This window comes from Actinocrinis sp. (assembly GCF_035946395.1).
In the GTDB taxonomy this organism is placed as follows: domain Bacteria; phylum Actinomycetota; class Actinomycetes; order Streptomycetales; family Catenulisporaceae; genus Actinocrinis.
In genome coordinates, this window is the sequence record NZ_DASYZI010000295.1 from 1 (window position 1) to 10,978 (window position 10,978).

Annotated in this window: 14 protein-coding genes; 4 read left to right on the plus strand and 10 right to left on the minus strand. The window is 69.5% G+C overall.

The features are described from left to right. The coding region (locus tag VGS97_RS17860; RefSeq protein ID WP_326854702.1) for a PP2C family protein-serine/threonine phosphatase at positions 1 to 455 on the plus strand (455 nt) is incomplete at its 5' end. Positions 456 to 562: 107 nt separating this feature from the next. On the opposite strand, the gene VGS97_RS17865 is transcribed toward VGS97_RS17860, so the two are convergent. Next, the gene (locus VGS97_RS17865; RefSeq protein WP_326854703.1) at positions 563 to 1,078 is read right to left on the minus strand and encodes a rhodanese-like domain-containing protein; all 516 of its coding nucleotides are present in this window, start codon (positions 1,076 to 1,078) and stop codon (positions 563 to 565) included. Positions 1,079 to 1,191: 113 nt separating this feature from the next. On the opposite strand from VGS97_RS17865, the gene ftrA reads away from it, so the two are divergent. The 3 genes from ftrA to VGS97_RS17880 all read left to right on the plus strand — a co-directional run bounded on the left by ftrA (position 1,192) and on the right by VGS97_RS17880 (position 4,173). Further along, positions 1,192 to 2,193, plus strand: a complete 1,002-nt coding sequence (gene ftrA / locus VGS97_RS17870; RefSeq protein WP_326854704.1) for a transcriptional regulator FtrA — start codon at positions 1,192 to 1,194, stop codon at positions 2,191 to 2,193. Continuing rightward, positions 2,190 to 3,077, plus strand: a complete 888-nt coding sequence (locus VGS97_RS17875) for an MBL fold metallo-hydrolase (RefSeq protein WP_326854705.1) — start codon at positions 2,190 to 2,192, stop codon at positions 3,075 to 3,077. The genes ftrA and VGS97_RS17875 overlap by 4 nt, the downstream gene beginning before the upstream one ends. A 136-nt stretch (positions 3,078 to 3,213) precedes the next feature. Further along, positions 3,214 to 4,173, plus strand: a complete 960-nt coding sequence (locus VGS97_RS17880; protein ID WP_326854706.1) for a S1C family serine protease — start codon at positions 3,214 to 3,216, stop codon at positions 4,171 to 4,173. Positions 4,174 to 4,499: 326 nt separating this feature from the next. On the opposite strand, the gene dapF is transcribed toward VGS97_RS17880, so the two are convergent. The 9 genes from dapF to VGS97_RS17925 form a co-directional block, all read right to left on the minus strand. Then, positions 4,500 to 5,324: a diaminopimelate epimerase gene (gene dapF, locus VGS97_RS17885; RefSeq protein WP_326854707.1), complete on the minus strand. Its 825-nt coding sequence runs from the start codon at positions 5,322 to 5,324 to the stop codon at positions 4,500 to 4,502. Between the two features lie 193 nt (positions 5,325 to 5,517). Then, on the minus strand, positions 5,518 to 5,976 hold the full coding sequence (locus VGS97_RS17890; protein ID WP_326854708.1) for a VOC family protein: 459 nt from the start codon (positions 5,974 to 5,976) through the stop codon (positions 5,518 to 5,520). A gap of 74 nt (positions 5,977 to 6,050) precedes the next feature. Further along, positions 6,051 to 6,368 carry a metal-sulfur cluster assembly factor gene (locus VGS97_RS17895; RefSeq protein ID WP_326854709.1) on the minus strand — a complete coding sequence of 106 codons (318 nt, stop codon included), beginning with the start codon at positions 6,366 to 6,368 and terminating at the stop codon, positions 6,051 to 6,053. Between the two features lie 37 nt (positions 6,369 to 6,405). Then, positions 6,406 to 6,870, minus strand: coding sequence for a Fe-S cluster assembly sulfur transfer protein SufU (gene sufU, locus VGS97_RS17900; RefSeq protein ID WP_326854710.1), 465 nt, complete (start codon positions 6,868 to 6,870; stop codon positions 6,406 to 6,408). 12 nt (positions 6,871 to 6,882) lie between these two features. Further along, complete coding sequence (locus VGS97_RS17905) at positions 6,883 to 8,139, minus strand: cysteine desulfurase (protein WP_326854711.1); 1,257 nt, start codon at positions 8,137 to 8,139, stop codon at positions 6,883 to 6,885. Continuing rightward, on the minus strand, positions 8,136 to 8,936 hold the full coding sequence (gene sufC / locus VGS97_RS17910; RefSeq protein ID WP_326854712.1) for a Fe-S cluster assembly ATPase SufC: 801 nt from the start codon (positions 8,934 to 8,936) through the stop codon (positions 8,136 to 8,138). Before sufC ends, VGS97_RS17905 begins: the two co-directional genes overlap by 4 nt. Before the next feature lie 5 nt (positions 8,937 to 8,941). Then, positions 8,942 to 9,274, minus strand: a complete 333-nt coding sequence (locus VGS97_RS17915; RefSeq protein ID WP_326854713.1) for a non-heme iron oxygenase ferredoxin subunit — start codon at positions 9,272 to 9,274, stop codon at positions 8,942 to 8,944. After that, complete coding sequence (sufD, locus tag VGS97_RS17920; RefSeq protein WP_326854714.1) at positions 9,271 to 10,626, minus strand: Fe-S cluster assembly protein SufD; 1,356 nt, start codon at positions 10,624 to 10,626, stop codon at positions 9,271 to 9,273. The genes VGS97_RS17915 and sufD overlap by 4 nt, the downstream gene beginning before the upstream one ends. 75 nt (positions 10,627 to 10,701) lie before the next feature. Continuing rightward, on the minus strand, positions 10,702 to 10,978 hold a 277-nt coding region (locus VGS97_RS17925), incomplete at its 5' end, for a SufD family Fe-S cluster assembly protein (protein ID WP_326854715.1).

Sequence of the window (10,978 nt, forward strand, 5' to 3'; positions counted from 1 at the left end):
AGGTCCTGCACCGCGCGCACGAGTTCGTCGTCGAGATCAACGAAGAGGTCGAATACCCGGTCTTCGCGACCTGCCTGATCATCCGGGTTGACCCGGAGACCCGCACCATCACCGCGAGCCGGGCCGGCCACATACCGCCGCTCGTGGTCCCGCCCGGGAATCCGGCGTACGTGCCGCAGAACGACGTCGGCGTGCCGCTCGGCGTCCCGTCGGACGGGCTCTACCCGGTGTCGCACATGCAGTACGAGCCCGGCACGCGGCTGGTGCTGTGCACCGACGGCCTGCTGGAGAGCATTGACAACGATCTCGACCAGGGACTGCGCCGCACGCTGGCCTGCCTAGACAGCACCCGGGACGCCGACCTGGAGGCGCTGGCGGGCCTCCTGCTCGACGCCAACCGGCCGCGCGGCCTCTGGAATGACGACGTCGCGCTACTGCTCGCCCAGCTCTACTGACCCTGATCCGCTGATCAACCGACCCTGATCAACCGACCCTGATCGACTAACACCGATCAACCAACACTGATCCATCATCCGCCGATCCCCCGGCGGCTCCGGCTCGCTCAGCACGCGCAGGCAGCGCCGCCGGCCGGAGCCGTCAACGGGTCCGTCGTCGGATTCCGGCTCCCCCGCGCCGACTCGTACGCGTAGCCCTCGCGGACCCAGTACTCGAATCCGCCGATCATCTCCTTGACCGGATAGCCGAGCCTCGCCAGTTCGAGGGCTGCTTTCGTCGCGCCGTTGCAGCCAGGCCCCCAGCAGTACGTGACGACAGGCATCCCGGCCGGAAGCAGCGAGCCGAGCGTCCCCTCCGCGGCGCGCCGGGCGATCTGCCGGGTCGGCAGGTGCACGGCGCCGGGGATGCGGCCCTGCTCCCATGACTCGTCCGAGCGCGAGTCGACCAGCGCAAAGGCGCGGCCGACCAGCCCGAGTTCCAGATCCGCGTGTACATCGGAGACGTCCGCCTCGAACGACAGACGCGCCGCGAAATACGTGAGGGCGTCCCGATTCGCCGCGACCGGAGTCGACAACACCGCACTGGACGTCTCCACACCGCCGGCCACTTGCGACATCACCATCAGCCCCCTTCACCTGCTGCCACCTGCGGCGCTTCTACGCCGCCAACTCATCTTCACCGCCAACCCGCCGTCGCCCCAGTGGCGTGAACGCCAACTATCGCTAAGATCACGCCATGCTGCTCGATCCGCCTCGTCCCAGATCCGTGACCGAGCACCACACCGTGGCCGCGTACGCTTTCGACGGCATGTCGCCGTTCGAGCTCGGCTGCGTCGTCGAGGTGTTCGGCCTGCCTCGTCCCGAACTCGGTGTGCCGTGGTACGAGCTGAAGGTCTGCGCCGCGTCCACCGGGCCGTTGCGCGCGGTCGGCGGCTTCACGATGGCGACCGAATACGGCCTCGACGACTTCGCGGCGGCGGACACGGTGGTCGTCACGGCGGTCCCCGACGTCCGCGGCGAGGTGCCTGCCGTACTCGTCAGCGCCCTGCGGCAAGCGCACGAGCGCGGCGCCCGCGTCGTGTCGATCTGTTCCGGGGCGTTCGCACTGGCCGCCGCGGGTCTGCTGGAAGGCCGCAGGGCGACCACGCACTGGCGGTACGCGGATCTGCTCGCCGAGCGTTACCCGGCCGTGCGGGTCGACCCCGACGTGCTTTACGTGGACGACGGCAGGATCCTGACGAGCGCGGGCAGCGCTGCGGGCCTGGATCTCTGCCTGCACCTGGTGCGCCGTGACCACGGCCCGACGATCGCGAACGCGGTCGCGCGCCGCCTGGTGCTGCCGCCGCACCGCGAGGGCGGCCAAGCCCAGTTCATCGAGGCGGCGGTACGCCCGCTACCGGCAGGCAGCGAGAGCGAGGGCGGCGGGATCACCCACTCGCTCAATTGGGCGCTGGAGCACCTCGCCGCGCCGATCGCCGTCGCCGATCTGGCGCGCGTCGCGCACATGTCGCAGCGCAGCTACATCCGCCATTTCGCCCGCGCGACCGGCACCTCGCCGCTGCGCTGGCTGGTCGCCCAGCGCGTCGCCGCCGCCCGGCCGCTGCTGGAGACCACGGACGCGCCGGTCGAGGAGGTCGGCTGCGCCGTGGGATTCGCCGATGCCGCGACATTCCGGCACCACTTCTCCCGCGCCGTGGGCACCTCGCCGTCCGCCTACCGCCGGACCTTCCGCTCATGACGACGGCCGGCGACTGGGACGAGACCGCCGAAGGCGTTTTCCGCAAACGGTTCGAACCTTGCGATGTGACGGTCACAGCGGTGGTCGGCTCCGAGGGCGTGGCCGTGATCGACACCCGCTGCTCACCGGCGGAAGCTCGGGAGATCAAGGAGCAGCTGCGGCACATGACGGCGGCGCCGGTGCGATGGGTCGTCAACACGCACGCGCACTTCGACCACTGCTGGGGCAACGCCGAGTTCGTCGCTGCGCGGTTGACACCGCCGGCGCGGATCTGGGGGCACGAGTCGCTGGCGGCGCAGCTCGATCCGGCGAACCCGCTGCTCGCGGCATTGGCCGACGAGCTCAGGACCGAAGAACCACGGTGGGCCACGGACCTGCTGGAGCTCGACTTCGTCGCGCCGACCGAGCTCGTGCGCGACCACGCCTCGATCGATCTGGGCGACCGGCGGCTTGAGCTGCGCTTTCTGGGCCGTGGGCACACCGACGGCGACCTGTGGATCCTGCTCACCGGCGATGACCCCGGCGCCCAGCCAACCATCGCACTCGCCGGTGACCTGGTCGAGCGGTCCGGGCCGCCCGCCTTCGGCGACGACTCGTTCCCGCTGGAATGGGCCGCGACGCTGGACCGGGCGCTGTCCGCACTCGGCCCGGACACCATCGTGATCCCAGGACACGGCGACACGGTGAGCGCGACGTTCGTACGTGATCAGCGCGCGGCGATCGACGCGGTCGCACAGGAGATCCGGCGACTGCACGCCGCCGGAGTCCCGATGGAGGCCGCGGCGCACGAGGGCTCATGGCCGATCCCCGCACCGTGCCTCGGCTGGGCAATCGCGCGCGGATACCTGGCACTGAACGAGGGCAGGACTAACCCGCCGCACTGACGGCTCCGATGATCGGATGAACGAAACGTCGGCTGACAGCGTATTCGGGAGCAAGACCGGCGCTTCGGGCGTTATCCGACTCAGCGACACATCACCGATACGGACCCAGAGAACCGCTCGGCCGGGAGGCACGCAGATGGCCCGCAAACCCTTCGCCCGCGACGATACCGGCGACGAAGCCCTGGACGCGTACTCCAAGACGGTGATCACCGTAGCCGACACGCTGCGGCCGTCGGTGCTCAGCGTCGTCGTACGCTCCGGGCGGGGCGAGGGAGCCGGGTCCGCGGTGGCGTTCACCCTCGACGGCTTCCTGGTCACCAGCGCGCACGTGGTCGAGGGTGTCAACGGTGGAGCGGTGTTCACGCACGACGGCCAGGAGCAGGTCTTCGAGGTCGTCGGGCGCGATCGGCTCTCCGACCTGGCGGTGCTCAGCACCGGCCTGCGGCCGGCCGGCGCGGCGGAGCTCGGCGACGCGGATCAGCTGCGGGTCGGGCAGCTGGTGGTCGCGGTCGGCAACCCGCTGGGCCTGGCCGGCTCGGTGACCGCCGGGATCGTCAGCGCTCTCGGCCGCTCGATACCGGCTCGCACCGCCGCCGGAATGCGCGTGATCGACGACGTGATCCAGACGGACGCGGCTCTGAACCCGGGCAACTCGGGCGGTGCGTTGGCCGACACGCACAGCCGGGTGGTCGGCATCAACACGGCGGTCGCCGGAATCGGCCTCGGCCTGGCGGTGCCGATGAACGCGACCACCCGACACATCCTCAGCGAGCTGATGACGCACGGCCGGGTACGCCGCGCCTGGCTGGGCCTGGGCAGCGCGACCATCTCGGTGCCGCCCGCCCTCGCCCGGCGGCTGGAGCAGGAGACCGGCCTGCGCGTCGTCGAGGTGGTACCCGACTCCCCCGCCTCCCGCGCCGGAATCCGGGTCGGAGACGTGGTGATCTCGGCGAACGGCACGAAGGTGCTCACAGCGCAGGACCTTCAGAAGCTGATGCTGAACCTGCGCGCAGGAAGCCAGCTGAGCGTGACCCTGATCCGCAACGGAGCGCTGGTGGACGTCGTCGCGTCACTGAGCGAACTGACCGGCGTCTAGGAGTGCACTGAAGATCTTGCTAGATCTTGCTCCGGCGGCCCGGTTTGCTCTGGTTCGCCAGCAAATATCGATCAGGACAAAACGGTATGAGCCGGGCGCATTTCCAAGATCTTTATCGGGCTCCTAGAGGTGTTTGAGCTGTGGGGCCGGGACCGCGGCGCATGGCGCGCACGCTCGCCGCGTTGCCGGGCCAGGCACGGACACCCAGTCCGAGCGCGACCATCCGCCTTGCGATCGCACGCACCATGCGCCACGCCCTGATCCGGCCCTACTTCTCAAACGCCCATTGATCTCTTATTCAGTCACCGGCCGAACGCCAAGCGCACTCAGTCCCGTAACGTGCCATCCGCGACCAGTACCGCCGGTCCCGTCATCTCCAGCCGGCCGTCTGCACGTTCGACGATCGTTAGCCGCCCACCGGGAACGTCCACGACGTACGGCGTGCCGGCCACGGCGCCATCCCGTCGCGCGGCAGCGATCATCGCCGCGCACGCACCGGTGCCACACGAACGGGTCTCCCCGACCCCGCGCTCGAAAACGCGCATCGCAATGTGCTGCGCACCGACCGGCGCTACGAACTCGACGTTGACCCCGTTCGGATACACCCCCTCCGGCGACCACACCGGAGCGTCGGCAAGCCTGCCCGCCTCAGCCACGTCCCCGACGAACACGACCGCGTGCGGATTCCCCATGTCGACGTGCACCGACTCCGCCGACCGGCCGTCCCAAGCAATCCGCGCCGTACCCTGCGGCCACACGGGAACGCCCATGTCGACCGTGATGTCACCGCCGCCGACCGGAACATCCACCGCCTTGACCCCGGCACGCGTGGCCACGCCGATCCGCCCGGGCTCGGCCAAGCCCTGGTCCACCAGGTACCGGGCGAAAACGCGCACGCCGTTGCCACACATCTCGGCAATCGAACCGTCGCCGTTGCGGTAGTCCATGAACCACTCGGCGTCCGGCGCCGCGTCCTCGTAGCCGGGCATCTTGGCCGTCGCCACGACCCGCAGCAGCCCGTCCGCGCCGATCCCGGCACGCCGATCGCACAGGGCGGCGACCCAGGCAGGCTCCATCGGGAGCGCCCCGTCCGGGTCAGGAATGATCACGAAGTCATTCTCCGTGCCGTGCCCTTTGGTGTAGCGGATCACGCCGCCATCCTATCCAGCCACTGCGTGTCGCTCCGGACCCGCGAGCTGCCCGCCGGTGATTACGACGTACGACGGCATGACACGCGCGGAGTTCGAATCCGGTGATGCGCTCCACGGCTGCCTGAAAGGCGTGAACGATCACCCGTCCGCCGCCGAAACGGAGCCACAGCCGCAGCCACGGCGCTGATCGGGCTCAGGTCACGCAGAACTCGTTGCCCTCAGGATCCTGCATCACGATCCACCGGCCTTGGAAACCCTCGTCCATCTCGCGCAGTTTGGTCGCGCCCAGGGCTTCGAGTTCGGCCGCCCGCGCCCTGGCCTTCTCCCAGCGCTCGCCGGGAAGGGTGGACCGGTCACCACCGGCGCGGATGTCGAGATGCACCCGGTTCTTCACGACCTTGCCCTCGGGCACCTGCATGAACAACAGCCGGGGCCGGGGACCGACGCCGTGCTCCGGGTCGAAGTCGGGCGGGACGGCGGACGCCATGATGTTCCGGTCGGACTCCGGGACCTTCCACGCCGTCAGCGCCTCTTCCCAGGAGTCGAAGCCGGACGGCGGCGGTTCCTCGGCGTAACCGAGCGCCTGGACCCAGAACCGGGCCAGGCGCCCGGGGTCGGCGCAGTCGATCACCACTTGGAAGTCGTAGACCATGCTCCGACGCTACCCGGCGGCACCGACAACCGCCGCCGCAGCGGCGTCACCCACACTACGACCGCTCCACCTGCTCAGACGTTGAAGCCCAGCGCCCGCAGTTGCTCGCGGCCGTCGTCGGTGATCTTGTCCGGGCCCCACGGCGGCATCCACACCCAGTTGACCCGGAAGTCCGCGGTCAGGCCGTCGAGCGCGGTGCGGATCTGGTCCTCGATGACGTCCTGCAACGGGCAGGCCGCCGAGGTCAGCGTCATGTCGATGATCGCCACGTTCGAGTCGTCCACGGTCAGCCCGTAGATCAGCCCGAGGTCCACGACGTTGATCCCGAGCTCCGGGTCCACCACGTCCTTGAGGTTCTCGGTGACCTCGTCGAGCTGTGCTACTTCGGCCATCGGCTCGCTCACTCCCCTGTTGTCCCTGTACTCACGGTCATTGGGCGGGCGCGGTCAGGGCCCGCGCGGTGGCGTCCTTCAGCGCCATCCAGGACAGCAGGGCGCACTTGACCCGCGCCGAGTACTTCGACACGCCGGCGAACGCGACCGCGTCCTCCAGCACGTCCTCGTCACCGGCGGACTGGCCCTTGGACTGCATAAGCTCCAGGAAGGCCTCGTGGATCGCCATGGCCTCCCCCACCTTCCTGCCGATCACCAGGTCGGTGAGCACCGAGGCCGAGGCCTGGGAGATCGAACAGCCCTGAGACGTGTACGACACGTCCTCGATCACCGCGTTCTCGCCGAGCCCGGCGTCGGCCAGGTGCACCCGGAGGGTCACCTCGTCGCCACAGGTCGGGTTGACGTGGTGCACCTCGGCGTCGAAGTGCTCGCGCAGCCCCTTGTGGTGCGGGTTGCGGTAGTGGTCCAGGATGATCTCCTGGTACATCGATTCAAGCTGCATGATTCATCACCATCACGCTCCGAAGAAACGCTTGACGTGCTCCAGACCTTCCACGAGCGCGTCCACGTCGGCCTTCGTCGTGTATACGGAGAATGACGCGCGAGTCGTCGCCGGAACGCCGTAACGCACGCATACCGGCCGCGCGCAATGCTGCCCCACGCGCACGGCGATGCCCTGCTCGTCGAGAACCTGGCCGACATCGTGCGGATGGATGTCGCCGAGTGCGGGTGAGCTGAGCGTGAACGAGATCGCCGCGCCGCGGTCCTTCGCCGTGTCCGGCCCGATGATCGTCAGGCCCTCGACCTGCTTGAGCCGGCCCAGCGCGTACTCGATCAGCTCGTGCTCGTACGCCGCGACGTTCTCCATGCCGAGCGCGTTGAGGTAGTCCACCGCCGCGCTGAGCCCGACCGCCTCGGCGATCGGCGGAGTGCCGGCCTCGTACTTGTGCGGGATCGGCGCGTAGGTCGTCGACTCCATCGACACGGTCGCGACCATCTCACCGCCGCCGAGGAACGGCGGGCACTCGTCCAGCAGCTCCGCACGGCCCCACAGCACGCCGATGCCGGTCGGGCCGAGCATCTTGTGCCCGGTGAACGCGACGAAGTCGGCGCCGAGTTCGCGCACGTCGAGCGGCATGTGCGGGGCGGACTGCGAGGCGTCCACGACCAGCACCGCACCGACCTCGTGGGCGCGGCGGGCGATGACTTCGAGCGGGTTGAGCGTGCCGAGGATGTTGGAAACGTGCACCACGGCCACGACCTTGGTGCGCTCGTCGATGACCTGGTCGAGGTTCGACAGGTCAAGCCGGCCCTCGTCGGTCAGGCCGAGCCAGGCCAGTTCGGCACCGGTGCGCCGGGCGGTCAGCTGCCAGGGCACCAGGTTGGAGTGGTGCTCCATCTGCGTGATGGCGATCCGGTCGCCCCGGCTGATGCCGTACGGGTCACCGGCCCAGGCCAGCACGTTGGAGACCAGGTTCAGCGCCTCGGAGGAGTTCTTGGTGAAGATCACCTCGCGCCGGTCGGCGTTGATGAACTCGGCGACCTTGTCCCGCGCTCCCTCGTACATCGCCGTGGCCTCTTCGGCCAGCGTGTGTACGCCGCGGTGCACGTTCGCGTGGTGCCGCTCGTAGTACTCGGTCATCGCCTCGACGACCTGGCGCGGCTTCTGCGAGGAGGCCGCGGAGTCGAGGTAGACCAGGGGCTTGCCGTTCGGCAGCCGTCGCTCAAGGATTGGGAAGTCCTTGCGGACAAGGTCGACGTCGTACGTCACACCGCCTCCTTTACGCCGGGCTGTGCATTCCGGGGGACGACCCCCGAAACCCCCGTGTAGTTTTCGTAGCCCTCGGCCTCAAGCCGCTCGGCCAGTTCGGCGCCGCCGGATTCGACGATGCGGCCGCCGGCGAAGACGTGCACGAAGTCGGGCCGGACATAGCGCAGGATGCGCGTGTAGTGCGTGATGAGCAGGGTGCCGACCTCGCCGGTCTCACGCACCCGGTTGATGCCCTCGGAGACGATGCGCAGCGCGTCGACGTCCAGGCCGGAGTCGGTCTCGTCGAGCAGCGCGATCTTCGGCCGCAGCAGTTCGAGTTGCAGGATCTCGTGCCGCTTCTTCTCGCCGCCGGAGAAGCCCTCGTTGACGGAGCGTTCGGAGAAGGCCGGGTCGACCTGGAGGCGCTCCATCGCCGAGTTGACCTCCTTGACCCAGGTACGCAGCTTCGGCGCCTCGCCGCGGATCGCGGTGGCGGCGGTGCGCAGGAAGTTCGACACCGACACGCCCGGTACCTCGACCGGGTACTGCATCGCCAGGAAGAGCCCGGCGCGGGCGCGCTCGTCCACGGTCATGGACAGCACGTCCTCACCGTCGAGCAGTACCTGTCCGGAGATGACCCGGTACTTCGGGTGCCCGGCGATCGAGTAGGCGAGGGTGGACTTGCCGGAGCCGTTCGGGCCCATGACCGCGTGGGTCTCGCCCTGCTTCACGGTCAGGTCGACGCCGCGCAGGATCTCCTTCGGGCCGCCTTCGGCGTCGACGGACACGTGCAGGTCGCGGATTTCCAGAGTGGCCATGAGTATCAAAGCTCCACATTGACGGCGACGTACACGTCGTCGCCTTCGATCTTGACGGGGTAGACGGGGACCGATTCGACGGCGGGCAGGCAGGTGGGCTTGCCCGTGGCCAGCGAGAACGTCGAGCCGTGCAGCCAGCACTCGATCTCACCGTCGACGACCTCGCCCTCGGACAGCGCGACGTTCGCGTGCGAGCAGACGTCGTGGATGGCGTGGACCTTCCCGCCCGAGGTGCGCACGACGGCGATCGGCGTGCCGTCCACGTCCACGGCCTCTGGCTTGTCCTCCTCGAAGTCGGCTAGGGCGCCGACCGGGTGCCACACGGGTTCGCGGCTCATGCAGTCACCTCTGCGGCATCCACGACAGCCGTATCGTCAACGGCTGCATCGACGACGGCCGTGTCCACGACCACAGTGCGAGCCAGCTCGGCCTCGACCTTCTCCATCAGCCGCGCCTCCAGCTGCGCGATGCCGATCCGGCCGACCACGTCGGCGAAGAAGCCGCGTACCACGAGGCGCCGCGCCTCGTCTTCGGGGATGCCGCGGGCCTGGAGGTAGAACAGCTGCTCGTCGTCGAAGCGGCCGGTGGCCGACGCGTGCCCGGCGCCGACGATCTCGCCGGTCTCGATCTCCAGGTTCGGCACCGAGTCGGCGCGCGCGCCGTCGGTGAGCACCAGGTTGCGGTTCAGCTCGTACGTGTCGGTGCCCTCGGCCGCCGAGCGGATGAGCACGTCGCCGATCCACACGGTGTGTGCGTCAGCGCCCTGCAACGCGCCCTTGTACGTGACCCGCGAACGGCAGTTGGGCACCGAGTGGTCGACGAACAGCCGCTGCTCCAAGTGCTGGCCGTCGTCGGCGAAGTAGACCCCGAGCAGTTCGGCGTCGCCGCCGGGCGCGGCGTACCTGATCCGGGGGACGAGCCGGACCAGGTCGCCGCCGAAGGTCACGTTGACGGACTTGAAAGTCGCGTCCCGCCCGACCAGCGTGTTCTGCTGCGCCAGGTGGACGGCGTCGCGCTCCCAGTCCTGCACGGAGACGAACGTCACTTTCGCGCCGTCGCCGACGAGCACGTCCACATTGGCCGAACGCGCTCCGGTCCCGGTGTGGCCGAGCACGATGACAGCCTCGGCGAACGGTTTGATGTCGAAGACGAGGTGCGCGAAAGCCGTGCCGCCCTCGGCGTGCACGTCCACGCGCAACGGCTCGGCGAGCACCGTCTCCTTGGCGACGGTCAGCACGGTGACCTCGTCCGCCTGCTGGAACGCGTGCGCCGACGCGATGTCCATCGGGGCTCCGGCCTTGACGGCCCTGGGATCGTCCCGGCCGACCTGCTCGACGCTCGCGCCCTCCGGCAACTCCCAGGCGACCTTGTCGGTGCCGTCGGCGGTGGCGCCGTCGTGCAGGCCGCGCAACCGCGCCAGCGGGGTGAACCGCCAGTCCTCCTCGCGCCCGGTGACCGCCGGGTAGGCGGCCGGGTCGAAGGAGGTGAAGCGTTCGCCGCGCGAGGCCAGCACCTCGGAATGGGTCTTGCCGGTGCCGGGCCCGGCCAGCGGCGCGCCCGCGCCCGGCGCCGCCACCGTGACCGCCGCGGCCGTGGTCGCGCCCCGCCTGCTCACCGCCGGCCCGGCGGCCGCCGCGCGGTCCCCGGCAGCCTCCCCGGCGCCAGCACCTGCACTGCTCGTCTCAGCCATGCCCTGTCTTTCGCCTTCGCTGTCTTTCGTGCTTTTCGGGCCCGCCTCGAAGCCGTGCCCCGCGGGCGGCGGCCGTCAGCCGACCGCGCCTTCCATTTGCAGCTCGATCAGCCGGTTGAGTTCCAGCGCGTACTCCATCGGCAGCTCGCGCGCGATCGGCTCGACGAAGCCGCGCACGATCATCGCCATCGCCTCGTCCTCGGTCAGGCCCCGGCTCATCAGGTAGAACAGCTGGTCCTCGGAGACCTTGGAGACGGTCGCCTCGTGGCCCATCTGCACGTCGTCCTCGCGCACGTCCACGTACGGGTACGTGTCCGAGCGGCTGATCGTGTCCACCAGCAGCGCGTCGCAC